The sequence below is a fragment of the Streptomyces sp. NPDC015125 genome (assembly GCF_043080045.1).
GTDB lineage: Bacteria > Actinomycetota > Actinomycetes > Streptomycetales > Streptomycetaceae > Streptomyces.
In genome coordinates this window covers 1-25,027 of the sequence record NZ_JBIBVF010000039.1, presented here as the reverse complement: position 1 = coordinate 25,027, position 25,027 = coordinate 1, and the positions used below count along the sequence as shown (strand labels likewise).

15 protein-coding genes are annotated in these 25,027 nt (G+C 70.9%); 8 read left to right on the top strand and 7 right to left on the bottom strand.

The genetic code is table 11. The features are described from left to right. Positions 1-214: 214 nt before the first annotated feature. Genes ACF088_RS40825 through ACF088_RS40810 form a run of 4 tightly spaced genes read right to left on the bottom strand, consistent with a single transcriptional unit; the run spans position 215 to position 12,635 of the window. Positions 215-6,775 carry an amino acid adenylation domain-containing protein gene (locus ACF088_RS40825; protein WP_392381063.1) on the bottom strand — a complete coding sequence of 2,187 codons (6,561 nt, stop codon included), beginning with the start codon at positions 6,773-6,775 and terminating at the stop codon, positions 215-217. Next, a complete protein-coding gene (locus tag ACF088_RS40820; protein ID WP_392381062.1) occupies positions 6,772-11,973 on the bottom strand; it encodes an amino acid adenylation domain-containing protein in 5,202 nt (1,733 codons plus the stop codon). The genes ACF088_RS40825 and ACF088_RS40820 overlap by 4 nt, the downstream gene beginning before the upstream one ends. Before the next feature lie 59 nt (positions 11,974-12,032). Further along, positions 12,033-12,248 (bottom strand): MbtH family protein, encoded by a 216-nt coding sequence (locus tag ACF088_RS40815; RefSeq protein ID WP_392381061.1) that lies wholly within the window; start codon positions 12,246-12,248, stop codon positions 12,033-12,035. A 60-nt stretch (positions 12,249-12,308) separates the two neighbouring features. Then, positions 12,309-12,635, bottom strand: coding sequence for a hypothetical protein (locus ACF088_RS40810; RefSeq protein WP_392381060.1), 327 nt, complete (start codon positions 12,633-12,635; stop codon positions 12,309-12,311). 408 nt (positions 12,636-13,043) lie between these two features. Here ACF088_RS40810 and ACF088_RS40805 point away from each other — a divergent pair, with 408 nt between their 5' ends. From ACF088_RS40805 to ACF088_RS40780, 6 genes are all read left to right on the top strand, one after another. After that, the gene (locus ACF088_RS40805) at positions 13,044-13,577 is read left to right on the top strand and encodes a hypothetical protein (protein ID WP_392381059.1); all 534 of its coding nucleotides are present in this window, start codon (positions 13,044-13,046) and stop codon (positions 13,575-13,577) included. Between the two features lie 78 nt (positions 13,578-13,655). Continuing rightward, on the top strand, positions 13,656-14,765 hold the full coding sequence (locus ACF088_RS40800) for a DegT/DnrJ/EryC1/StrS family aminotransferase (protein WP_392381058.1): 1,110 nt from the start codon (positions 13,656-13,658) through the stop codon (positions 14,763-14,765). A gap of 14 nt (positions 14,766-14,779) precedes the next feature. After that, on the top strand, positions 14,780-16,132 hold the full coding sequence (locus tag ACF088_RS40795; protein ID WP_392381057.1) for an NDP-hexose 2,3-dehydratase family protein: 1,353 nt from the start codon (positions 14,780-14,782) through the stop codon (positions 16,130-16,132). Between the two features lie 80 nt (positions 16,133-16,212). Continuing rightward, entirely contained in the window at positions 16,213-16,812 is a 600-nt protein-coding gene (locus ACF088_RS40790; protein WP_392381056.1) for a dTDP-4-dehydrorhamnose 3,5-epimerase family protein, read from the top strand. Between the two features lie 69 nt (positions 16,813-16,881). After that, complete coding sequence (locus ACF088_RS40785) at positions 16,882-17,874, top strand: Gfo/Idh/MocA family protein (RefSeq protein ID WP_392381055.1); 993 nt, start codon at positions 16,882-16,884, stop codon at positions 17,872-17,874. Positions 17,875-18,246: 372 nt separating this feature from the next. Beyond that, positions 18,247-18,399 carry a hypothetical protein gene (locus ACF088_RS40780; RefSeq protein WP_392381054.1) on the top strand — a complete coding sequence of 51 codons (153 nt, stop codon included), beginning with the start codon at positions 18,247-18,249 and terminating at the stop codon, positions 18,397-18,399. Here ACF088_RS40780 and ACF088_RS40775 read toward each other — a convergent pair. Beyond that, positions 18,386-19,897 (bottom strand): 4-hydroxyphenylacetate 3-hydroxylase family protein, encoded by a 1,512-nt coding sequence (locus ACF088_RS40775; protein ID WP_392381053.1) that lies wholly within the window; start codon positions 19,895-19,897, stop codon positions 18,386-18,388. The two genes, ACF088_RS40780 and ACF088_RS40775, sit on opposite strands and share 14 nt — an antisense overlap. Before the next feature lie 405 nt (positions 19,898-20,302). Between ACF088_RS40775 and ACF088_RS40770 the strand changes: the two genes are divergently transcribed. Both ACF088_RS40770 and ACF088_RS40765 read left to right on the top strand, forming a co-directional pair. Next, positions 20,303-21,442: a sensor histidine kinase gene (locus ACF088_RS40770; protein WP_392381052.1), complete on the top strand. Its 1,140-nt coding sequence runs from the start codon at positions 20,303-20,305 to the stop codon at positions 21,440-21,442. Positions 21,443-21,541: 99 nt separating this feature from the next. Further along, a complete protein-coding gene (locus tag ACF088_RS40765) occupies positions 21,542-22,246 on the top strand; it encodes a hypothetical protein (RefSeq protein WP_392381051.1) in 705 nt (234 codons plus the stop codon). A gap of 81 nt (positions 22,247-22,327) precedes the next feature. On the opposite strand, the gene ACF088_RS40760 is transcribed toward ACF088_RS40765, so the two are convergent. Both ACF088_RS40760 and ACF088_RS40755 read right to left on the bottom strand, forming a co-directional pair. Next, entirely contained in the window at positions 22,328-23,599 is a 1,272-nt protein-coding gene (locus tag ACF088_RS40760; RefSeq protein ID WP_392381050.1) for an activator-dependent family glycosyltransferase, read from the bottom strand. Between the two features lie 80 nt (positions 23,600-23,679). After that, positions 23,680-24,951 carry an activator-dependent family glycosyltransferase gene (locus ACF088_RS40755; protein ID WP_392381049.1) on the bottom strand — a complete coding sequence of 424 codons (1,272 nt, stop codon included), beginning with the start codon at positions 24,949-24,951 and terminating at the stop codon, positions 23,680-23,682. Positions 24,952-25,027 lie beyond the last annotated feature (76 nt).

Here is a 25,027-nt window from a genome sequence, read left to right as displayed (position 1 = left end):
CGGTCCGGAAGCAACGGCTCGATCCGCGCCCATTGCGCATCTGTTAACGGCACACCAGGACCAACGACCAGCTGATCCAAACGAAACTGCCTAGGTGTGTTGTCCCGGCACGGCGTCGCCCAGAGCGGCTTCGGCGTCCTCTCCACCCCCCGCGCCTCCCCCGTCCCGGACAGCGCCCGGATCAGGTGGCGGACGGGACCCGGATCCCCCCGCATCAGGCGTCTTCCGTGGTGGCGAGGGCTTCCGCCGTGGCGTCGAGGGCGGTGGCCAGTTCCGTGATCGTCGGGTGGCGCAGAGCGGTCCCCGGGTCCAGGGCGAGTCCGGCCGCTCGGGCGGTGGACAGCACCCGCAGGACCAGGAGCGAGTCACCGCCCAGATCACGGAAGTGGTCGTGGCTGCCGACCCGGTCGACGCCGAGCACCTGCTGCCACACGTCGGCGAGTTGGCGCTCGGTGTCGGTACGGGGCGCCACGTACGCGGCCCGGACGGCCGTGGCCTCCCGGTGCGTCCCGGCATCGGCGGCAGCAGCCCCACGGTCGTACTTGCCGTGCGCCGTCAAGGGCAGGACATCGACGATCCGGTACGCCACGGGGACGTGCTGGGCGGGCACTAGCTGCCGGAGTCGTGACCGGAGTTCGGACGGCTGCGGCGCCGCTCCCTCGGTGGGCACGACCCAGGCGGTGAGCCGGTGCCCGCCCGCGGCGTCGGGTACCGCATCGACGAGCGCTTCGCGCAGCCGCGGGTCGCCGAGAAGCGCCGCCTCCACCTCCGCCGGGTCGACGCGGTGGCCGCGGACCTTGAGCCGGCGGTCGGCCCGCCCGGCGAACTCCAGCTCTCCGCCCGCTCCGAGCCGGGCGAGATCTCCGGTGCGGTACAGCCGGGCGCCCGGCGCACCGTACGGGTCGGGCACGAAATGCTCCGCGGTCAGGCCGGGCCGTTCCGCATAGCCCCGGGCGAGCCCCGGCCCGCCGATGCACACCTCGCCGACGATGCCGTCGGGCACCGGCCGGAGGTCGTCGTCCAGCAGCCGCAGCACGGTCCCCGGAAGGGCTCTGCCCAGCGGCACCAGGGGCCGCCCCAGGGGCCCGGTCACGCGGTATGCCGCGGCGGCCACGGTCGCCTCGGCCGGCCCGTACTCCGCCGCCAGCCGCATCCGGCCGCCGGCCGCGGCGATTCGGGACGCGATCCGCTCGGCCTGTCCGGCCGGGTAGGCGTCGCCCGCGCAGATCAGCAGCTCCGCCAGACCGGCCAGCTCGCTGTCGCCCAACTGCTCCTCCAGCAGGGCGAGATGTCCCGGCGTCATGCCGACGAAGGTGTACGGGGCCCAGCTGGTCAGCAACTTCGCGAACTGGTGCGGCTCGAACCCCTGCGGCAGCATGTACACCGTCCGGCCGGTCAACAGGGGCGCGAACAGCGCGGGAACTCCCAGGTCGGCACCGATCGAGGTGAAGAACGGGGCGCCGCGCCCCGCCGCGCCCGTGGTGTAGCTGGCGACCGCCCAGTGCAGGTAGTGGGCGAGGGCCCGGTGGCCGACCGCCACGCCCTTGGGTGCCCCGGTGGAACCCGAGGTGTGCAGGACGTAGGCGAGGCGGTCCGGATCGAGAGCGCGGGCGGGCGGGCCGGCCACAGCCGCCTGCCGGGCGCGGCGCTCGTCCGGGTCGTCCACGACGAGACACGCGACGGCGGAGACACGGGCGGCATGGGCCGTCTGGGTCACGACGAGGCGGCAGCCGGCTCCGGCGAACAGCGTGCGCAGCCGGGCATCCGGAGCGGACGGATCGCACGGCACATACGCCGCCCCTGCCTTCCAGATGGCGAGCAGCGTGACGACGAGGTCCGGCCCGCGGTCGAGGAGTACCCCGACGCGCGCCTCCGGACCGGCGCCGGTCTCCCGCAGCCTCCAGGCCAGCCGGTCGGCCCGGGTGTCGAGTTCGGCGTAGGTCAGCTCGGTGTCCGTGGTGACGAGGGCGGTGGCCTCCGGGGTGCGGGCGGCCTGTGCCTCGAAGGCGGCGAGGGTGTCCTCGAGGACCGCCGGGGTACCCTCGGCCCCCGCTTCGCCGCCCGGGTGCGCGGGCAGGCACAGCCCGAGCTCCCCCTCCTCCGGGTACCCGCCCCGCACCTCGCCGTCCGGTCCACCGGCGGCCATGTCCGCGAGCACCGCGAGGTAGAGCCTGGCCAGCCGGTCGGCGCGGTCCCGGCGCAGCGTCCGGGTGTCCGAGGCGAGGGTGAGGTGGCCGCGCACCGGGGTTCCGACGACGACGGGGAACTCGTTGGGGCTGTCGTCGCGGGTGGCCGGGGTGTCGACGAGGCCGGTGTCCACCTGGTGGAAGTCCAGGTAGTGGAAGAGCACGTCGATCAGGTGGGGGTCTCCTTGGGGCCGGCGCATCGCCGGCATCGGGAACCGCCGATGGGGCCAGAGCCGGACTTCGGCGGCGAAGACCTGCTGGGCCAGCTCTCCCCAGGTCCTGGCGTTGCGCTCGTAGGGGAACGGTACGGAGTTCAGGTACATGCCGGAGACCCGCTCCGCGCCGCGCACCTCGGGCCGGGCGTCGGCGACCAGGCCGCCGCGGAAGGACCGCTGCCGGGTGAGCAGGCTCAGCACCTTGCTGTGGGCCGCGTGCAGCACGCTCTTGTACGGCACGCCGGTCTGTGACGCCAGCGCCCGCAGCCCGGGCTCCAGGTCGTGCAGCGGCAGGTCGATGCGGTAGCGCTCGGCCGGCGCCTGACGGTCCCCGGACCAGCCCGCGGGAATCTCGAACTTCTCGTACCGGTCGAGGAGTTCGTCCCAATAGGCCCGGTCGTCCTCGTCGGCGAGCGAGCGCAGCTCGGCCGCGATGAAGTCGGCATAACGGACAGCGGGGGCCGGCGGGGCGGGGACGGGCCGGTGCCCGTCGCGGATGCGCTGATAGGCACGGAGCATCTCCATCAGCTGGGAGTGATAGCTCCACCCCTCGATGACCGGGTGGCATTCGGTGATCGACAGCCACCAGCTCTCGTCGTCCAGCAGGTGGGTGGCCATCCGCATCAGCGGAGCCCGGGTGATGTCGAAGAGCTGCCCGCGGTCGTGGCGGGCGAAGTCCACCAGTGCCGGCCATCGCTCGTCCTCCGGGCGGTTCCGCAGGTCGTGGTGCACGTACGGCATGGTGCCGTGGGCGTGCACGATCTGCAGCGGCTGTGTGTAGCCGGTGAGCGCGAACGAGGTCCGCATCACCTCGTGCCGGGCCACGATCAGGTCCGCGGCGGCGCGGAAGGCCGCGGGGTCGAAGGGCCGCTCGTCACGGATCCGGAAGGAGGTGACGTTGTGATAGCGGTTGTCTCCGCTGTCCCCGAACATCTCGACGAACATCCCGGCCTGAGTACGGGACACGGGGTAGGCATCGACGGCGTCGGCGGGGAGTGCGCCCCGGTCCTCGTCCGCCGTGAGGGCGAAGGGGGCGACCGGCTCCGCCCCTTGCTCCGCGGCCACCAGGCCGTTCTGCAGCGCCGCGCAGAGCCGTGCCACGGTGCGGTGTTCGAAGATGTCGCGCACCGCCACCGTCCGCCCGGCCTCCCGCAGCGCGCCCGCCAGCGCGACCGCGCGCAGCGAGTCGCCGCCGAGGTCGAAGAAGTTGTCGTGCACGCCGATCCTCTCCAGGCGCAGGACCTCGGACCAGATGGCGGCCATGGCGTGCTCCGCGTCGTCGCGCGGCGCGACATGCTCCCCGACGGCGGTGGCGGCGCGCTCGGGCGCGGGCAGAGCCGTGCGGTCGAGCTTGCCGTTGTCGGTCAGCGGCAGGGCGTCGAGGGTGACGAACGCGGACGGCACCATGTACTCGGGCAGTCGGGTGCCCAGGAGTTCGCGGAAGCGGGCGGGCGCGAGCGCGGTGTCCTCGGCGCCGGGAGCGCGCACGAGGTAGGCGACCAGGCGCTTGTCGCCCGGTGTGTCCTCGCGGACCAGGGCGACGGCCTCGGCCACGGCCGGGTCCTCGGTCAGCACGGCCTCGATCTCGCCCGGCTCGATGCGGTAGCCCCGCAGCTTGACCTGGTGGTCGGCGCGGGAGACGAAGTCGAGGTTGCCGTCGGGCAGGACGCGGGCGAGGTCGCCGGTGCGGTAGAGACGGGCCCCGGGTGGGCCGTAGGGGTCAGGAAGGAACCGCTCCGCGGTCAGGCCGGGGCGGCCCACATAGCCGCGGGCCAGGCCGACGCCGCCGACGCACACCTCGCCGACGCCGCCGACCGGCAACGGCCGCAGGTCCTGGTCCAGGACGCGCATGGTGGTGTTGGGGATGGCGCGGCCGATGGAGACCAGCTCGGTGTCCTGGGGGCCGTCGATGAAGTAGGCCGAGTTGCCCACGGTGATCTCGGTGGGCCCGTACTCGGCGGCGAGCCGGGTACCGCCGGCCTCCGGCTGCCGCAGCCAGCGGTTGGCGAGCCGCCCGGTGAAGGCGTCACCGGCGGCGATCACCAGCCCGGCCAGGCCCGCGCGCTCCTCCTCCGACAGCTGCTGGGTGAGCAGGTCGAGGTGGCCCGGCGTCAGCTTCACGAAGGCGTACGGAGCGCCCTCGGTCAGCAGGCGGCCCAGCTCCGTGATGTCGAAGTCCTGATCGAGCAGGTGCACCGGCTGTCCGGTCATCAGCGGGGTGAACAGATCGGGCACGCCGAGGTCGAAGGCGACGGAGGAGAACAGCGGGGCCCCGCCCGTCCCGGCACTGGCATACGCGTCGACGGTCCAGCCCACGTAGTTGGCGAGCCCGCGGTGGGTGATCTGCACACCCTTGGGACGGCCCGTGGAGCCGGAGGTGTAGATGACGTAGGCGAGGTGGTCGATGTGGTGGCCACCGGCGGGTGGTCCGAGCGGCGCGGGCGGGCAGCCGTCGAGCAGTTGGCGCTCGGCGTCCTCATCGATCACCACGGTCCGGGCCGCCGTACCCGCCAGCCGTCCGGCATGACGGCGTTCGGTGACGACGAGCCGGCTCCCGGTGTCGGAGAGCATGAACGCCATCCGCTCGTCGGGGTATCCGGGATCGAGCGGCACATAGGCGGCCCCCGCCCGCCAGATGCCCAGGAGGGCGGCCACCATCTCGGGGCCACGGTCCAGCAGCACACCGACGGTGTCCTCCGGCCCCGCTCCGAGCGCACGCAGCCGGTGGCCCATACGGTTCGCGAGCGCGTCCAGTTCGCCGTACGACAGGTGGCGCCCGCCGTGGACGACGGCGGTCGCCTCGGGGGTGGCCGCGGCCCGGCGGGCAATGGTCTCCGGTACGGAGCACAGTGCCGAGGCGTCGAGCGGGGTACGGGTGCCCAAGGGTTCGCCGGGGCCGTCCAGCAGCAGGGCTCGCTCCTGCGCGTCGAAGATGTCCAGCTCGGACACCGACGTGGCGGGCGAGACGGCGGCCGCGCCGAGCAGCCGGGTGTAGTGGCCGGTGATGCGCCGGGCGGTGGCGGCGTCGAAGAGCGCGGTGGCGTACTCCAGCGAACCCTCGATGGAGCCGTCGGGCTGCTCTTCGAGGTGGACGGTGAGGTCGAAACGGGCGGTGCGGGCGGGCACCCCGACCTCGGCCGTCGTGACGCCCGGCAGGTCGAGGGGTTCGGCGGTGTCCGCTCGCGTCAGGTCGAACATCACCTGGAACACCGGGGTGGCGGACAGATCGCGCTCCGGCTCCACCATGTCGGCCACCCGGTCGAAGGGCGCGGACCGGTGGTCGAAGGCGGCCAGCACCGTTTCCCGGTTCCGCTCCAGCAGCCGGACGAAGGGGATGTCACCGTCCCACTGGGACCTGAGGACCAGGCTGTTGAAGGCATAGCCGACCATGCCGGCGAGCTCGGGCCGGGTGCGCGCCGATACAGCGGTGCCGACGGCCACATCACACACACCGGTGTGGCGGGACAGCAGCACCTGGAATGCGGTGAGCAGCACCATGAACGAAGAGGCACCGCACTCGGTGGCGACGGTGCGCAGCCGCCCGGCGACCGCGGCCGGCACGGTGAAGTGCTCCAGGTCGCCCTCCCAGGACCGCACGGCGGGCCGTGGCCGGTCGGTGGGCAGGTCCAGGGAGCCCAGCCCGGACAGCTGCCGTTGCCACCAGTCGAGTTCGCCGCGGACCTCGGGGCCGTCCTGGCGCTCGTTGAGCCAGGCGGCATAGTCGGCGTACTGCACCGGCTCGGTCGCCGGTTCGGGAGCGCGGCCCTGGAGCTGCGCGCGGTACAGCTCGGACAACTCCGTGAACAGCAGGGGTCGGGAAGCGGCGTCGCAGGCGATGTGGTGGAGCACGACGACCAGCAGGTGGTCGTCGTCGGCGAAGCGGACCAGGCGCGCCCGCAGCGGCGCCTGTGTGGCGAGGTCGAAGGGCGCCCGCGCCTCCTCCTCGGCGAACTGCCGGGCCGCTGCGGCGCGTGCGGCCTCCGCGAGTCCGCTGCGGCCGGACTCGGCGAAGTCCACCGGGCCCGGGGCATCGATGATCTGCCGGGGCTCGGCGCCGACGAGCAGGTAGCGGGTGCGCAGGATCTCGTGGCGCTCCGCGAGCAGGTCGAACGACCGGCGCAGCATGCCCGGGTCCAGCGGCCCGCGCAGCCGGTAGGCAACCGGCAGCAGGTACTCGGGGCTTTCCGGGGCGAGCTGGTGCAGGAACCACAGCTGACGCTGGCCGGCGGAGAGCGCGAGTGGCTCGCCGCGGGGGACGCGCCGGATGCCCCGGCGGGCCCGGGGAGCGGTACCGGACAGGCGGCGGCGCAGCAGCTCCTCGCGCAGGACTGCGTCCGACGCGGCATCCGCACGGGTCTGGGAAGGTTCGGTCATGGGTGGTACTCCCTGTGTGCGGCGGCCAGTTCGGCATCGCTCAGCGACGCGATCTCGGCACGTACCGCGTCTTCGACGGCCTCGGCGAGCGCGGCGACGGTGGGCCGGTCGAAGAGGGTGCGCAGCGGCAGCGTCACGTCGTACTCCTCCTGGATCCGGGCGATGACCCGGGCGGCGCGGATCGAGTCCCCGCCCAGCCGGAAGAAGCCGTTCCGGGCACCGATGCGCGGAGCGCGCCCGTCGGGCCCGGTCAGCACCGAGCGCCAGATCTCGGCGAGGGCTTCCTCAAGAAGACCGTCGGGGGCCGTGTACGGCTCGTCGTCGGCCACGGTGGTCAGGTCGGGGGCCGGCAGCGCGGCGAGGTCGATCTTGTGGTGCCGGGTCAGCGGCAGAGCGTCAAGGGGGACGACGAGGGTGGGCAGCATGTAATCGGGCAGGCGCCGCGCACAGTGCTCCAGCAGCTCGCCCCTGGGCGGGAGCCGGTCGCCGGACGGGACTCCGTACGCGACCAGCCGGGCCTCGCCCTCGGTGCCGTGGACGACGACCACCGCCTCGGCCACCCCTGGGTGCTCGGCCAGCACCGCCTGCACCTCGCCGGTCTCCACCCGCCGGCCGCGGATCTTGACCTGACCGTCGGCGCGGCCGGCGAAGTCGAGGGTGCCGTCGGGGAGCATCCGGGCCAGGTCGCCGGTGCGGTACAGCCGGGCGCCCGGCGGCCCGTAAGGGTCGGGCACGAACCGCTCGGCCGTGAGTCCCGGGCGCCCCACATACCCCCGGGACAGCCCCTGTCCGCCGATGCACAGCTCTCCGAGCGTGCCCGGGGGGACGGGGCGCAGCAGCGGATCCAGGACGCGTGCGCTGACGTGCGGGTAAGGCCGTCCGAGGGGTACTGCCGCCGCGGTTTCGGTGACGTTCCAGCGGGTCGCGGCAATGGTGGTCTCGGTCGGGCCGTACTCGTTCACGAACCGTTTCAGACGGCGGGCCAGGGTGCGGGCGAGCTCCGGCGGGCAGGGCTCACCACCGGTCTGCCCGGTCAGCGGCCGCTCGCCGAGCCCGCTGTCCACAAGCAGCTGCCACTGCGGGGGCACCGCCTGGAGGTGGGTGACGCCGGTACGGTCGATCAGCTCCACCAGCGCCTGGTAGTCATCGCTCTCCTCCTCGCGGGCCAGAACCACCCGGCCCCCCACGATCAGCGGCATCAGCAGTTCGGTGAAGGAGACGTCGAAGGTGGCCGGGGCGAGCGCGAGCCAGGCGTCGTCCGGTCCCTGGCCGAAGTCCAGGTGGTCGCGGGAAGCACACAGAAGACGCAGCAGCGACCGGTGCTCGACGGCCACGCCCTTGGGGCGGCCGGTGGACCCGGAGGTGTAGATGACGTAAGCGAGCCGGGCCGGCGCGCGACGGTCGCCCGCGGGGCGGCGTGCCGGGCCCGCCGGGTGCGCGGGACCGTCGACGGCGAGCGAGGCGCCCCGGTGGCAGGGAGCCAGGCGGGCACAGCCCGCCTCGTCCGAGACCAGGACCAGGGCCCGGGAATCGGCCAGGATGTGGGACAGGCGCTCGTCGGGCAGGGCCCGGTCCAAGGGCACATACGCGGCTCCGGTCTGCCAGACACCCAGCAGACAGGCCATGAGGTCGGGGGTGCGCGGCAGCATCACGGCGACCGCGGTCTCCGGGCCGGCCCCCAGGGCGAGCAACCGGTGCGCGAACCAGTCGGCACGGTCCTGCAGCCTGGCGTAGGACCACCGTTCCTCACCGCAGACGACGGCGGTGGCGTCGGGCGTACGGCGCACCGACTCCGCGAACGCGGAGTGGACACAGCCGTCGGGCTCGTCCCGGGCCGCCGGGCCGGCCGCACCGAGCGCGAGCAGGCGGGTCCGTTCCGCGTCGGGCAGCAACTCGGCATCACCCAGTGGCATCGAGGGGTCCGCGACGAAGGATTCCAGGAGCCGGATCCAGCAGGCGGCCAGGCGGTCCACGGTGGCCGGGCCGAACAGCGCCGTCGCGTACTCGACCATGCCCAGCAGACTTCCATCGGCCCGCCGGTGCACCACGAAGGTCAGGTCGGTACGGGCGGACTGCCAGGCCGCACCGAACGCTTCCAGGTCGGCTCCGGAGAGGGCGGTGCCGGTGCGCCCCTCCTCGTGGAAGTCGAACATCACCTGGTACAGCGGGGTACGGGACAGATCGCGCTCCGGCCGTAGTTCACGCACCAGTTGGCCGAAGGGCAGCTCCTGATGGGCGAGGGCGTCCAGCACGGTCTCGCGCACCGAGGCGAGCGCGTCGCGGACGGTGCGGCCGGCGTCCGGGCGGCATCGCAGGACGAGGTTATTGAGGAAGTAGCCTGCCGTCTGTGCCACTTCGGGCCGGTTCCGCCCGGCGACGGGCATGCCGAGGGTGAAGTCCGCTCGGCCGCTGAGCCGTGCCAGCAAGGCGACGAAACCGGTCAGCAGCGTCTGGTGGAGGGTGGCCCCTGCGTCCCGGCCCAGCGCGGCGAGGCGGGCGGTCAGGGCGGCGGGCACCACGAAGGTCCGCAGCGCCCCGCGCCCGTCGCGCTCCGCGGGCCGCGGGTGGTCCGCGGGCAGCTCAAGCGGCGTGGCGCCGCTCAACTCGCTCGTCCAATAGGCGAGTTCACCGTCGGCAGCCGTGGCGCTGTCCGCGTCGAGGCGGCGGCGCTGCCAGACGGCGTGGTCCGCGTACTGCACGGCGACCTCCGGCAGACCGGCCTGTCCCCCGGTATGCACTCCCTCGCCCAGGGCACGCAGATCGCGTTCCAGGAGAACCGAGGACCAGCCGTCGCATGCGATGTGGTGTATACCGAGCAGCAGGACCTGACCGCCGTCGGCAGTGCGCAGCAACAGCGCCCGCCACACCGGACCGCGCTCCAGGTCGAAGCCACGTCCCAGCTCCCGCGCGGCGAGGTCGCGCAGGGCGGCGGCGTCCGCGGCCTCGGCGACGCTCAGCTCCACGACCCGGCCGGGGGGCTCCACGACCTGGACGGGTTCGGTGCCGCGCAGCTCGTAGCGGGTACGGAGGATCTCGTGGCGCTCCGCCAGCTGCTGCAGTGCGGCCTTGATGGTCCGTTCGGTCCAGTCGCCGGGGAGGCGTATCCACACCAGGTCGGCCCACTCGGGGCTGCCGGGGCGCATCCGCTCCAGCAGCCACAACCCCTGCTGCCCGCTCGACAGTGGCAGCGCGTTTGCGCGGGGGACGGGGACCACCGCCTCCTGCCCGGTGGTAGCGGGCCCCCGGCCATGCGCTTCGTCCGCGTCGTACGGCCCGTCCGGATCCCCGAGGAGAGCCGCTTGAGCCGTCACGGTGGTGGCGGAGAACAGGTCGCGCAACTCGATCCGCCGCCCGGAGACGGCGGAGAGGCGGCCGGCGAGCCGGCCCAGGTACAGCGAGGAGCCGCCGCTCCCGAAGAAGTCGTCGTGTACGCCGATGGTCTCGGCGGGGAGGTCCAGCGTCAGCGCCCACGCCCGGGCGACGACGCGCTCGGCGGGCGTGCGCGGCGGCACATGGGGCAGGTCGCCGCCGACGCCCGGGCCGGGGTCGGGCAGCGCGGCACGGTCGGTCTTGCCGCTGGCGGTCCGGGGGAAGGAGGCGACGGGTACGAAGACGGCGGGCACCATGGGGCCCGGGAGCGTACGGCCGGCGAACTCCCGCAGCTCACCCGGGGACGGTGCGGCGGCGCCTGGTGGCTGCACCCAGGCCACGAGCCGGCGGCCGCCGTCGCGATCCGGCACCGTGTCGACGACGACGGCGTCCACGTGCGGGTGGGCGATGAGCACGGACTCGACCTCGCCGGGCTCGATCCGTACGCCGTTGACCTTGATCTGCTGGTCCAGGCGCCCCAGGTACTCCAATTCGCCCGTGGCGGACCGGCGCACGCGGTCACCGGTGCGGTAGAGCCGGGCTCCGGGCGGGCCGAAGGGGTCCGGGACGAAGCGCTCCGCGGTCAGACCGGGGCGGCCGAGGTAGCCGGTGGCGACCCCCACGCCGCCGGCATACAGCTCTCCGGCGCCGCCCGTCGGAACGGGGTGGCCCTGCGGGTCCAGGACCAGCGCGCGCAGACCCCCGAGGGGCCGCCCGATGGGCACCGGGCCGGAAGCCTGGCCGGGGTCGAAGCGGTGCTCGGTGATGTCCACCGAGCATTCGGTGGGCCCGTAGGTGTTCCAGATCTCCACCTGCGGTACCCGCTCCAGCAGCCGGTGGCACAGCTCCGCGTGCAGCGGCTCACCGGCACTGAAGACCAGCCGCAGGGCCTTGCAGCCTTCCCAGCCCGGCGCGTTCACCAGCGAGCGCAGCACCGAGGGCACGGCCTGCAGGACCGTGATACGGCCGGCCGCCACCGCATCGAGCATCACCGCCGGATCGCGCTCGGCGCCCAGCGGCGCGAGGACGACCGTGCCCCCGCTGACCAGTGGCGCGAACAGCTCCAGCCCGGCCGCGTCAAAGCCGATCGTGGTCTTCTGCAGCACCCGGTCGGCGGGCCCGAACCCGTGCGGGGACGCCAGCCGGCGCACTCGGTTGGCGATCCCGCCGTGCGGCACCACCACCCCTTTGGGCCGCCCGGTGGATCCCGAGGTGTAGAGGACATAGGCCGGACGCCGGGCAGCTTCCGCCCGCCCGCCGGGGACCTTCGGCGCGGTCTCCTCGCAGGCCCCGGAGGCCGCCCTCCCCTGGCCCGCCGTGCCGTCCGCGCCGTTCGCAGCGCCCTGTGCCGGGCCGGCCGGCTCATCGAGCACCAGCAGGCGGGTGGCGCCGAGGGGCGGGAGCGCCGGCACCGCAGCCCGCTCGGTCAGGACGAGAGGGGTCCGGGTATCGGCGAGCGTCCAGGACAGTCGCTCGGCGGGGTGGTCCGGATCCATCGGCACGTAGGCGGCGCCGGCCTTCCACGTCGCCAGCAGGGCGACGACCAGATCGGGGCCACGGCGCAGGCACACCCCGACGAGGCTCTGCGGACCGATGCCGAGCGCGACCAGCCGGTGCGCCAGCCGGTTGGCCTGCCGGTCCAGCGCGCCGTAGGTGAGGGAGGCCCGGCCGGCGGGCCCGCCGTCGACCGCGAGCGCGTCGGGTGTGGCCGCGGCCTGCGCGGCGATCAGCTCGGACAACAGCGGGAGCGGGGCCGGTGAGCCCGGCGTACTGCGTTCCGCGGGCGCCCCCTCCGCAGGCGAAAAAGCCGACGGCGTCCGGTCGTTCACAGATGCTCCTTCGACAAAGTCGCCTCGGGGGCGGAATGGGGGAGGCCCGTAAGGGCGGTTCAGCCGGCGGCGGAACGTTCCATCCGGCGGCGCAGGCTCAGCGGGCGCATATCGGTCCACACCGTGTCGATGTAGCTCAGGCACTCCTCACGGCTGCCCTCGGTCCCGTCGGCGTACCAGCCGTCCGGCAGCGGGCGGTCGGCCCACCAGATCGAGTACTGTTCCTCGTCGTTGCGGACCACGCGGTAGGTGCGGTCACGGCTGTGGTCGTCCATGCGGTGTTCCCAGGGTCGGGCGGGGACGGTCGGGGGCGGGGACGGTCGGGTGACCGCTGCTCAGTCGGAGTCGACGATGCGTCGCACGTTCGCCTCGAACTCGGCGGACGTGCCGTTGCGGTGCGCGACCTCGGCGATGTGCTCCGCAATCTCGCGGAACGTCCGGCCCTCGAACCCTTCGAGCTCTTCCAGCACCTTCATCCCCAGCTCGTTCTCCAGGTCGAGCAGAACCTGGACCATCGAGAAGGAATCCAGGTCACGCAGCTCTTCCGGCTCCGGAACATCGGGCTGCTCGGCACAAATGGTGGCGGCCGTCCGCCGGATCACCTCGGTGAATTCATCGATGAAAGACGCGGTGCTTTCCGTGACCGTTCCGTTGTCCACCATAATTCCTCGCTCGCTCCTCAGTCGCTCGCGCCAATGAATTCCTCCGGCATCGGAGGTCACCTGTCGGGCGGAATGAAAGTTCTGTCGACGATCGGCCCCGAACGTAGTCCGGGGCTCATCGCAGGGTCAATGACACGGCCTCCGATTCCGCGCCGGGCGTCTCGCCGGCGAGACAGTCGCACGGCCGTGGAACCCACCGGGCACCGCCGCCGGCGAGCGTCTTTCCAGCTCAGCTCCTTGACCCGTGGTCTCACCCCTGCCTACGGTCCAGTAATTCCAGCATCGCGAGCATCCGGATAAAGCTGGCCCGCCGCATTGCCTACAGCATTCCCGGCGTTATAGAAATCAAAGGGATTCGCGACGGATAATCGCCCTACGGGCAGCCACGGCAAGAGAGGCAGGTGGCCAATGCTTTTTCCGCACACCGAAACCAGGCGGGTCGCACTGCGCCCGGCCGGTTCCGAGGACGCCGTTGCGGCATACCAGATCCTCTTCCGCCTGGGAAGCGCCGGACTCCCCGTGCTGGACACCTTTGTCAAGACCTTCGGAGAGGGACTGTCGGCGTGCTTCCTGGTCCACAGGAAAGACACGGACGAGGTCGTGGGGCTGAGTACGATCTCCCCGCTCACCCCGGCAGGCCATGTCCGGATCGAGGTACACCTCGCCGGGGCGGAAAACCATGAACTCACCGGTGATGTACACGCGTTGACGGCCCATTTCGCCTTCGCGATGTGGCGCACCCGCAAGGTGTACCTCCACCGCACGTCATCGGACATCAGCGCCATCGGCTGGGGCGACGCAGCCGCTGCCGTGCTCCGCGCCGAGGCGGTGCTGCCCGACCACACGTATTTCCACGGCAGGTTGTGGGACGTCCACATCTTCGCCATCCACCGTGAGGACTGGAACCCGCACGGTGCGGCTCTTCTGAAGCAGATCGTCTGAAACGGCCGGTCGGCGGTCTGCTCCCCACGGCCAACTCTTCAATCCTGACGGCAATCCTGTTGGAGGTGACGTGCCGCGATGACCCAGCATGTGTGGGGTTACTTGCCGGAGTACGAGAAGGAACGCGCGGACATTCTCGACGCGGTGGACACGGTGTTCAGCTCCGGGCAGCTGGTGCTGGGGAAGAGCGTCCGCGGCTTCGAGCAGGAGTTCGCCGCGTACCACGAAGTCGCCCACTGCGTCGGCGTGGACAACGGCACCAATGCCATCGTGCTCGGCCTGCGTGCCCTGGGGGTCGGCCCCGGGGACGAGGTGATCACGGTCTCGAACACCGCGGCACCCACCGTCGTGGCGATCAATGCCGTCGGTGCCACACCGGTGTTCGTCGACATCCACCCGGACACCTATCTGATGGACGTGGACCAGGTGGCCGCCGCCATCACCCCGCGCACCCGCTGCCTGCTCCCGGTGCACCTGTACGGCCAGTGCGTCGACATGGCACCGCTGCAGGAGCTGGCCGACAGGCACGGCCTGCTCGTCCTGGAGGACTGCGCACAGGCACACGGCGCCCGCCACCACGGCCGCATCGCCGGATCGATGGGCAACGCCGCGGCGTTCTCCTTCTACCCGACCAAGGTGCTCGGGGCCTACGGTGACGCCGGCGCCACGGTCACCGACGACGCAGCCGTGGACGCCCGCCTGCGGCGGCTGCGCTTCTACGGCATGGAGGACCGCTACTACGTCGTCGAGACCCCCGGCTACAACAGCCGGCTCGACGAGGTGCAGGCCGAGATCCTGCGCACCAAGCTCCCCCGCCTCAACGACTACATCGCCCGCCGCAGAGCCATCGCGGACCGGTACGCGGAAGCCTTCAACGGCACCGCTCTCCTCACTCCCCGGACCGCTCCGGGCAACGAGCACGTCTACTACGTCTACGTGGTGCGTCATCCGCAACGCGACCAGATCATCGAAGGCCTCAAGGCCCACGACATCTCGCTGAACATCAGCTACCCCTGGCCGGTGCACATCCAGAAGGGATTCGACCACCTCGGCTACGGCAAGGACGACCTGCCGGTCACGACCCGCCTGGCCGAAGAGATCTTCTCCCTGCCCATGTACCCGTCCCTGTCCGACGCGGAGCAGGAGCGGGTCATCGATGCGGTGTCCGACGTCCTGGGAAGGCTCTGACCGAGGTGAGCCTCATGTCCACCGCCGAGTTCCACGCCTGGTGGGCCGAGCGACGCCAGGCCGGCGGGTTCTCGGTGGAGCGCATCCCCTTCGACGCCCTGGACTCCTGGGAGTTCGACCCGCTGACCGGCAACCTCGGTCATGCGAGCGGGCGGTTCTTCACGGTCGAAGGGCTACAGGTCCGCGACGGCGGCAACGGCGGTGCGGAGATCTGGTCGCAGCCGGTCATCAACCAGCCGGAGATCGGCATCCTCGGCATCCTCGTCAAGGAGTTCGACGGCGTCCTGCACTGTCTGATGCAGGCCAAGATGGAACCGGGGAACGCCAATACGATCCAGCTCTCGCCGACGGTGCAGGCGACGCGGAGCAACTACATGAAGGTGCACCGCGGCGCCGGCACCCGGTATCTGGAGTACTTCGCCGGGCCGCACCGCGGCCAGGTACTCGTGGACGTACTGCAGTCGGAGCAGGGCGCCTGGTTCTGGCGCAAGCGCAACCGGAACATGGTGGTGCTCGCGACCGGTGACGTGCCGCTGCACGAGGACTTCTGCTGGCTCTCCATGGCCCAGATCCGCGAGCTGACCATGGTGGACAACCTGGTCAACATGGACGCCCGTACCGTGCTGTCGTGCATGCCGTTCATGCTCCCCGACGAGGCCGAGACGCCGAGCGGCGACGCGTTCCACGACGCTCTGGTGCGCTCGTACCAGTACCAGGCGGCAAAGGAGAGCCGGTCCGCGCCGGAGACCGCGGGCGGGATTCTGAGCTGGTTCACCGAGGCGAAGACCCGCTGCGACTGGACCGCCCGTCTCGTACCGCTGACCGAGGTCGCCGGCTGGAAACGCGATGACTGGGAGGTCACCGACGAGGGGGCCGAGAACTTCCGCATCATCGCGGTAAGGGTCGCTGCCGGGACCCGGGAGGTCACCCGCTGGACGCAGCCGCTGCTCTACCCACGCGGGGAGGGGCGGGCGGTGTTCATCGCCCGCCCCGTCGACGGAGTGCTCCATCTGCTGGTGCGGGCCCGGCCCGAGTACGGGTTGATGGACCAGGTGGAGATGGCGCCGACGGTGCATCTGCACCCGGGACAGGGCCTCGACGGCATACAGGAGCCCTTCCTGCGTGACGCGCTGCTGCCCGGCGGTGCCACGACGCGGTACGACCAGGTGCTCTCGGAGGAAGGCGGCCGGTTTCACCATGCGCTGACGCGCTATCAAATCCTTGAGGTGGGAGAGGAGTTTCCGCTCGAAACGCCGCCCCATCTCTGCTGGATGACGGCACGTCAGCTGACCGACCTGCTCCGTCACGGTCACTACCTCAACATCGAGGCCCGCTCCCTGCTCACGTGCCTGCTCAGCCTGTGCTGAGCGGGCACCGGGCGGGCGTCTGTACATGTGCGATTCTCTGAGACTGGTGGGCCATGTTTGATGCGGCACGAGTTACCGAAATGTCAATCAAAGGGGCTTATCGCCTAGTCCCCAACAAGATCCCGGATATCCGCGGTTCCTTCTTCGAGGCCTTCCGGGGCGGACTGCTCACGGAGATCATCGGCTATCCGTTCACCGTCGGGCAGGCGAACTATTCCCTCAGCTGCCGGAACACGATGCGCGGCATCCACAGCACCTCCCTCCCGCCCGGCCAGGCCAAGCTGGTCACCTGCGTGCGCGGCGCGGTGCTGGATGTCGCGGTGGACCTGAGGGTGGGCTCGCCCACCTTCGGGATGTACGACATGACGCCACAGGACGAGGAGTCCGGCACCGCCGTGTACATGGCCGACGGCATCGGCCATGCGTTCCTGGCCCTCACCGACGACGCCTGCATGAACTACCTGTGCTCGGAGGCGTACGTCCCCGGAACGATGATCGAGGTCAATCCCCTGGACCCCGACATCGGCATTCCCTGGGGGATCGAGGAACCGCCGATCATGTCGGAGAAGGACGCCGCGGCGCCCACGTTGGCCGAGGCGGTGTCCCAAGGGCTGCTCCCCACGTACGAGGAGTGCCTCGCCCACTACCAGGCGCTGGGAAAGCGCTCGGCTGAGGGCTGACGCCCTCCTGGGTGGCACAGGTGACCGGTCACATTTCTTCTCATCCCATGCTGAGCGGAGTTCTTCCACATGTTTAAGAGCACGAGTGACAGACTGCGCATCGGGATCATGGGATGTGCGGATATCGCCTGGCGGCGGACGCTCCCGGCCATGGAGGGCAACCGTGCCGTGCAGGTCACGGCCATCGCCAGCCGGGACGAACGGTCCGCGGCGAAGTTCACCGACCGGTTCGGCGGTGTGCCGCTCGAAGGCTACGACCTGTTGCTCGGCCGCGATGACGTCGATGCCGTCTACATCCCGCTGCCCGGTCTGCTCCACGCCGAATGGGTCTCCCGGGCCCTGGACGCGGGCAAGCACGTACTGGTCGAGAAGCCGCTGACGGCCGGCTACGAGGACACCGGCCGGCTGATCGCCCAGGCACGCTCTCGCGGTCTGGTGCTGCTGGAGAACTACATGTTCCTCTACCACTCCCAGCACACCGTGGTGCGCAAGGCCCTGGCCGAGGACGTCATCGGTGAACTGCGCGGGTTCTCCAGCGCGTTCACCATCCCGCCGAAGCCCGTGGGCGACATCCGCTATCAGCGTGATGTCGGCGGCGGGGCCTTTCTGGACTTCGGGGGCTATCCGGTACGGGCGGCACAGTATTTCCTCGGCGGCGACCTGAAGGTCGTCGGAGCGGTGTTCCGGCACAACCGGAGCCGGGGCGTGGTGATGTCGGGCAGTGTGCTGCTGAGCACGCCGGAGGGCATCCCCGCCCGGCTGACGTTCGGCATGGAGCACTCGTACCGCAACACCTACAGCCTGTCGGGCAGCACCGGTCGCATCATCCTCGACCGGGCCTTCACCCCGCCGGAGACGTACCAGCCCGTGATGCGGGTCGAACGCCAGGATCACCATGAGCAGTTCGTCCTGCCGGCCGACCACCAGTTCGCGAACGTCATCGACACCTTCGTGGATGCCGTTCTCGGTGACCGCGGCATACGGGAGCAGCAGGAAGGCTCCCTCCGGCAGGCGGCGCTGATCGAGGAGATCGGGAAGAACGCGCTCCTGGTGGAGGTCTGAAGCGCACCGGGACCGGCCTGTCCGGGTCGTCGTCGCTGTCGTCGACACCCCCGACTACACCGGGCCCACGACCAGCGATACGGCGCCGAGCGCTGGATCGCGCCGGAACGGCCCGGCACCTTTCCGGTGCGGTTCCCCCGTCCCGGCACACCGATGGACACGGCTTGGCGCTTCGACGCCGGCCGGCACATCGACGAGCGGTGGTTCGAAGGCGCTTGAGGACGGCGGCGATCCGGGCCGGGTGGACCCCTCCGGCGGCACGTCCGGCCGCCCCCGACCACCGGTTCGCGAACGTCAGCGACACCTTCGTGAAGCGTCCGGCGCTTCACGGCGAGGTGCCGGCGGACAAGGAGACGAGACGGTCTTCGGCAGGTGAGGGAGCACTGTGCAGCCAGGAGGGCGGCGCTGCTCGGCGGCGCCGCCCTCCTGAGCCTCTGCTTCGCGGCCCTGGTGCTGCACGATGTACTGCTGGGTGGTCCGGACGTCCACGAGGCAGCGGAACGCCACCGCTTCAGCTCCCGGTGACCGGACGCGGCAGATCGCCGGGGCCGAACATGTCCGGCCGGGTCCAGCCGTCGAGGTCGTACTCCGCCATGCACTGGTCCGCGAACCCCTTCAGGCCTTCGGCCTGACCCCGTGCCTGATAACTCATCAGGGTCTGCACGCGAATTCCTTCGTGGTCGCCACCGTAGTTCCGCTCGTACAGCTCGTGGCGGCCGGCGAATTCCGTACCGACCGCGTCCCACAGCAGCTTGAGGAGCTTGACCCGGTCGATGGCCTCGACTCCCCGCGAGCCCCGGAGATAGCGGTCCAGGTAGGGGCGGACATCCGGGTTCTTCCAGTCGCTCGAATGCGAGTTGAGATAGATCAGGCCGCTGCCAAGGGTCTGCTGGATGATTTCCCTGATCCGCGGATAACCGATGCCCATGAACGTGCGGTACGCCAGGCCGTAGTTGAGGTTCGGCTGCACGGCGCCGTTCAGCCACTCGGTCGGTGACTTCGCCATCGCGTCGGACAGGCCCCAGAACATGTCGCGCCAGTTGAGGACCTCGCCGATCTGCGCCTGTACGCCGCGGAAGCCCGAGGTGCCGGTCACTTCGACGGCCTTCAGCAGACATCCCGCGATGAAGTCGAGCTTGACCGCGAGGCGGGTGCAGCCGTGGAACGTGAAGCGCTCCAGGAAACCGGACCTGGTCGCGAACGCGTTGGCCGAGGCCGCGTCGTACATGAGCACGTTCTCCCACGGCACCAGTACCCGGTCGAAGACCATGATCGAATCGTTCTCGTCCAGCCGGCTCGACAGCGGGTAGTCGAAGGGGCTGCCCAGCACCGCCGCGTGCATCTCGTAGGAGGTGCGGCAGAGCAGCTTGAGACCGGGGGTGCCCATCGGCACCGTGAACATGGCTCCGAAACGCTTGTCCCGCAACGGCAGGCCCATGTGGGCGATGAGGTTGGCGTTCGTGAGGGCGGAGGCGGTCGCCACGACCTTGGCGCCCGACACCACCAGCCCCGCGTCGGTCTCCTCCTCGACATGGACGCAGACATCGGCGGTCCGGTCGGCCGGCCGGTCGCGGTCGACGGGCGGATGGACAATCGCGTGGTTGAAATAGAGCACCCGCTCCTGCGCCTCCCGGTACCAGCGCAGCGCATTGTCGCGGTAGGGCCCGTAGAAATCCGCGTTCGCCTCAAGAGTGCCGAAGAACGCCGCCTTGTAATCGGGAGTGCGGCCCATCCAGCCGTACACCAACCGCTGCCAGGCCACGATGGCATCACGTGCGCCGATCAGATCCGCGGAGCTCCTGGCGGTCTTGAAGAAGGGGTGGGTGAAACCCCCGTTCCCGGTGTCCGTCGGCACGCTCAGCACGCCCCGGGAATCCGGCTCGTGCAGCACATCGTACAACTGTGCTATGGACCGGGCACTGTTACGGAACGCGGGATGCGTGGTGACATCCTGGACGCGTTCACCGTGGATGTAGACCTCGCGCCCGTCCCGCAGGGACTCCAGGTATTCCGCACCCGTCATCGGGCGGACACCGTTGGGCGCGTCCGTATTCGTACCTGACGTTGTCGTCAACTCGGTCTTCTCTCGCAGAAACGGGCCGCCGGCCAAAAGCAGCTGCATCGGTGGCGTGGAATAGGGAGCGGAGCACCCCGGAATCCGTGCGGTGTTCCAGAAGGAGCCGACGGTCGCCAAAAACACCTGGCGCGGCGCATCACCGGATACCATCGGCCGGGAACCGGGGTCGGAAACGGCCTGCCGGACCTGCTCCGGAAAGGGTTCTCCTGTCCCGCCGGCGAGACCGGGTCACGCGTTTCGCGTGCTTTCCCATGACCCCGTCCGAGACGAAAGTCTCCAACAGTCCGACCAAGGTATCGTCCACCGTCCGTCCCGGCCTCGGGAAGAGATCACGCGGGTAAAGTCCCGGACGTGCTCGACACCTTGCCCGCTCCCGCACCCGCCCGGCGGAGTCCACGCGACTGGACCGTGGACACCGCGCTCTTCCTGCTTGCGGTGGCCTACGGTGTCGCGACCGCGAAGAGCAGGGGCGCGGCGGCCCCCGAGCCGGGGCTGAACTGGATGTACCTGGAGCAGATAGCCGGTGCCTTCGGCTCTGCCCTGCTGTGGCTGCGCCGGCGCAAACCGGTTGAGGTCGCCTCGGTACTGATCGCCCTCTCCGTGGTGTTCGAGATGGTCGCGGGCGCCATGCTCGTCGCGCTGTTCTCCGTCGCCGTCCGCCGCTCACCGCGGACCACCGCAATCGTCTACGCGGCGAGTCTGCTGCCCGTCGTCTCCGATGTCTTCACGCGCCCCGACACCGGCCTCTCGGCCTTCCACTTCTTCGTCTTCGGGACCATCGTCCAGGGGGCCGCGGTCGGGTGGGGTCTGTTCATCCACCACCGGCGGCAACTCCTCGAACAGGTGGCGGCCGAGGCCGGGCTGCGGGCCGAACAGGCCCAGCTGCGGGCCAGGGAAGAGGTCGCAAGGGAGATGCACGATGTCCTCGGCCACCGGCTGTCGCTGCTGAGCCTGCACGCCGGAGCACTCGAATACCGTCCCGACGCTCCCAGCGAGGACATCGCCCGGACGGCGGGGGTGATCCGGCAGAGCGCGCACCAGGCGCTGCAGGACCTGCGCGAGGTCCTGACCGTGCTGCGGGCCCCGGCCGGTGAACTACCGCAGCCCACCCTGGCCGATGTGCACCGGCTCGTCGCAGAGTCGTGTACGGCCGGGATGCGGGTGCGGCTGCTCAAGGACATTCCGGAGGCCGTTCCCGACCTGATCGGCCGGACGGTCTACCGGGTGGTCCAGGAAGCGCTCACCAACGTCCGCAAGCACGCCTCCGGGGCCGCCGTGTCCGTCCAGGTGACCGGGAAGGCCGGCGAGGGACTCACCGTCGAGGTGTCCAATGCCGCCACCGGTGTCCGGCATGCACAATCGCCGGGTATGTCCCCCGGGCAGGGGCTGGCAGGCCTCGCCGAGCGAGTGGCGCTCGCCGGTGGACGGCTGGAGTACGGACCGACCGGGGAAGGGGGCTGGGAGATCGGGGCGCGGCTGCCCTGGCCATAAGGCGGCCGGCTCTCCCAGGGCGGGTCCGGACGAGCATTCCGATGTCAAGAGGCGCCCACACGCGGCGTGGGTCGAACAATGAGTGGAAGTGATCTAGCTGTGCCGAAAGAGATGAATCCGAAGGCGGACGAGACCACGAAGGTCTCCGAGCCGCTGTGGGGCCAGGTGCTGGTCTGTGTCGTTTTCGGGCTGATCGGCGCCGGACTCTGCTGGCTGCTCAAGCTGCTCGCGAACTGGCTGGTGACGCTGCCCTGGGCACCCATGCAGGGCCCGGCCAAGCTCCTGACCTCGATCCCCGAGCCCGGGCTCACCATCGGGGCCGTGGCCGTCGGTGGCTTCATCGGTCTGATCGCGGGCGCCCTCATCAAGTTCGGTGAGCTGTCGGTCGGCGTCTCCGACAGCCGGGTGCTGCTCACCCGCAAGGGAGAGTCGCGGGAGTTCCCGCGCGCGGACGTCGCCCTGGTGTTCCGCGCCGGCAAGCAGCTCGTCCTGCTCGGCCACAGCACCGAGGAGCTCGCCCGGGAGGACTGCGACCAGGACGCTCGCCGCCTCGCCGAGGCGTTCACCGCACACGGCTACTCCTGGGCCGACGAGGACCCGCACGACCAGGAGTTCCAGGTCTGGGTGCCGGAGAGCCCCAAGCTTTCCGCGCAGGCACACGCCTTGCTCAAGGCCCGCGACCAGTTCCTGAAGAAGCCGGGATCGTCGGACCAACTCAAGGAGCTCGGTGCCGAGCTGAGGCAGCTGGACGTGGTGGTGCGCGACAAGGGCAAGCGGCAGTACTGGCGCACGCTGCAGCGCTGATCGTGCGGATCGCCGGTGTTCAGCGGGGCCGGGCCACCGGCCCCCTCGGCTCTCCACCCGGCGGGCCCGCCGCCGGGCCGGTCACCGGATGCCGGCCGGCGCCCGCTCCTCCAGCTCCTGGACCAGGCTGTTGGCAGGCGGTACGGCGACCAGCTCCTCGCGCAGGTCGTGCGCACGACGCCGGAAGACCTCGTCCTCCAGGAGACGGAGCAGGCTCTCGCGGACGGCGGGCCCGGTGGCCCGCGTCGCATGCGTGGTGAGGCCGGCACCGTGCGCGGCCAGACGCGCCGACAGCAGCGGCTGGTCCACGTCCCACGGCAGGGTGAGCTGGGGAACTCCATAGAGCGCCGCGGTGGTGAGGGTTCCCACCCCGGCGTGGTGGATGACCGCCGTGCACGTCGGCAGCAGCGCCTGCATCGGCACATACGGCACCAGGCGGGCATTGTCCGGAATCCGCTGCAGCCTCTGCCGGACGGCGTCGCTGACGGTCGCCACCAGCTCGATGTCCAGGTCGCCGACGGCGTCGAGGATGTCCTGGACGTCGACGGGGTAGGCGAGGCCGTGATCACTCACGGTCAGCCCCAGGGTCAGGGCCACCCGCGGGCGCCGTGGCGGCTCCCACAGCCAGCGCGGCACGACCGCCGGTCCGCCGTACGGAGTGAAGCGCACCGACCGGTAGTCCAGATCCGGCGCGTGGACCTGCAGGGATGGTGGCAACAGATCGATGCTGAACTGGCCGGTGACCATGTCCTCGGTGAACTCTTCCCCGTACTTGCGGGCGTAGCCGCCCAGCCAGTCGGCGAGCGGGTCGTCGCCTTGCCTGTGCCCCTGCCCGGAGTTGAGTCGTAGGAAATGGTGCCGGGTGAGCCCGTAGACATCCGCACCGATCAGCATGCGGGCGTGGGCGGCGCCGACGGCCTTGGCCGCTATCGCGCCTGCGAAGGTCAGCGGTTCCCAGATGACCAGATCGGGCCGCCAGCGCTGGGCGTACTCCACGAGCGCACCGGCCAGCGGCGCATTGGTCATCTTGTGCGCCGCGTCGATCCGGACCCGGTACCCCTCGCGCAGGGATTCCAGGGTGATGTCCTCGGGCCTGCGTTCCACGGCGTCGTACGGCTCGGCCAGCCCCGGTCGCAGCCGTGCCCCTGCGCCCTTGAGCCGGCCGAAGACCTGCCACAGGTCACGGTCGCTGCCGACCGGCACCGCAGTGAGTCCCGCCTGGGTGATGGCCTCGGTCATCTTCGGCTGGCAGGCCACCCGCACCTCGTGGCCGGCGGTGCGCAGCGCCCAGGCGAGCGGGGCCATGAGCAGGAAGTGGGTGCGTTCGGGATAGCACGTGAACAGAATGCGCATGGGGTGTCTTTCGGTCAGCGAGGGCCGGACGTCGAAAACGGCTGTCAGCGGCGGCGGTGCACAGGTGGCGTGGGTGTGCGTCAGCCGGTGCGGTGCCGGAAGGTGAGCTCTTCCAGACGGGGAACGAGCGCGTTGGGGGTGGGCAGAGCCAGCAGCTCGTCGCGCAGGTCCCCCGCGCGAGCGCCGAATTCCGGCTCGTCGAGCAGCCGCAGCACCTGTTCCCGGATGGCCTGCCCCGTGGCCTTTCCGTGGGGCAGCTCCAGCCCGGCGCCGTGCTCGGCGAGCTTGCGCGCGAGCAGGGGCTCGTCGAAGCTGAACGGGATCGACAGCTGAGGGACTCCGTGCCGGGCAACGGTCCCGAGCGTGCCGGGGCCCGCGTGGTGGATGACGACCGCGCAGGTGGGGGCGAGCGCGTGCAAAGGCACGAACGGAAGCAGTCGGGCGTTGCCGGGCACGCTGCTCAGTTTGGCCTTCTCGGCGTCGGCGATGGTGGCGACGACCTCGATGTCGAGATCGGCCAGGGAATCGAGGACGTCCTGGGTGTGGATGGTGTAGCCGTCGAAGAGATCGGTAGCCGTGAGCCCCATGGTCAGCGCCACGCGGGGCTTCGCCGGCTTGGCCCATAGCCATTTCGCCACACTCGACGGCCCGTTGTAAGCGACGAACTGCATCCGCAGATAGTCGAGGCCGTCGGCTTCGAGCTGGAGGCACCGGGGGAACTGGTCGATGGTGAAGTGCCCGGTGACCATGTCCTCGGTGAACTCCCCGCCGTACTTGCGGGCGTAGCCACCCAGCCAGTCCGCGAGATGGTCGGTGCGGTGCCCTTCCGGACGCCGTGCCTGCAGGCGCAGGAAGTGTGCGCGGGCCACTCCGAAGACGTCGACGCCGAAGAGCAGCCGGGCGTGGGCGGCGCCGGTGGCCTTGGCCGCGATCGGGCCCGCGCAGGTGAGCGGGTCCCAGACGACCAGGTCCGGCTGCCAGTGCCGGGCGAACTCCACCAGTCCGGCGACCATCGGGAAGTTCTCCGGCTTGTGGCCCTTCTCGACCGCGTCGTAGTAGCCGTTGAGCAGGTGCTCCCACGTCGCCTTCGAAGGGTCCTCGGCGACATCCCAGGGAGCGTGCAGACCGACCCGCGCCGCGGCAAGCTCCTCGGGGTCCATCCGTGCCACGCGGAACACATCGCTGTCGCGGCCGACGGGGACGGCCGTGAGCCCGGCCTGGGTGACGGTGGGCACGAACGAGGGCTGGACGGCGAACCGCACCTCGTGTCCGGCGGTGCGCAGCGCCCAGGCCAGCGGCACCATGCTCAGAAAGATCGTCTTTTCCGGGATGACGGTGAACAGGACTCGCATGGCTGCTGCTTTCCGTGTGGGTCAGGCGGTGGTGCCGCGGTGCCGGGCGGTGAGTTCTTCGAGGCGGGGGACGAGC

Excerpts from the sequence above, each read along its gene's own strand:
- ACF088_RS40825 (WP_392381063.1), bottom strand. The coding sequence starts at position 6,775 with ATGACCGAACCTTCCCAGACCCGTGCGGATGCCGCGTCGGACGCAGTC.
- ACF088_RS40815 (WP_392381061.1), bottom strand. The coding sequence starts at position 12,248 with ATGGACGACCACAGCCGTGACCGCACCTACCGCGTGGTCCGCAACGAC.
- ACF088_RS40810 (WP_392381060.1), bottom strand. The coding sequence starts at position 12,635 with ATGGTGGACAACGGAACGGTCACGGAAAGCACCGCGTCTTTCATCGAT.
- ACF088_RS40805 (WP_392381059.1), top strand. The coding sequence starts at position 13,044 with ATGCTTTTTCCGCACACCGAAACCAGGCGGGTCGCACTGCGCCCGGCC.
- ACF088_RS40800 (WP_392381058.1), top strand. The coding sequence starts at position 13,656 with ATGACCCAGCATGTGTGGGGTTACTTGCCGGAGTACGAGAAGGAACGC.
- ACF088_RS40795 (WP_392381057.1), top strand. The coding sequence starts at position 14,780 with ATGTCCACCGCCGAGTTCCACGCCTGGTGGGCCGAGCGACGCCAGGCC.
- ACF088_RS40790 (WP_392381056.1), top strand. The coding sequence starts at position 16,213 with ATGTCAATCAAAGGGGCTTATCGCCTAGTCCCCAACAAGATCCCGGAT.
- ACF088_RS40785 (WP_392381055.1), top strand. The coding sequence starts at position 16,882 with ATGTTTAAGAGCACGAGTGACAGACTGCGCATCGGGATCATGGGATGT.
- ACF088_RS40775 (WP_392381053.1), bottom strand. The coding sequence starts at position 19,897 with ATGACGGGTGCGGAATACCTGGAGTCCCTGCGGGACGGGCGCGAGGTC.
- ACF088_RS40760 (WP_392381050.1), bottom strand. The coding sequence starts at position 23,599 with ATGCGCATTCTGTTCACGTGCTATCCCGAACGCACCCACTTCCTGCTC.
- ACF088_RS40755 (WP_392381049.1), bottom strand. The coding sequence starts at position 24,951 with ATGCGAGTCCTGTTCACCGTCATCCCGGAAAAGACGATCTTTCTGAGC.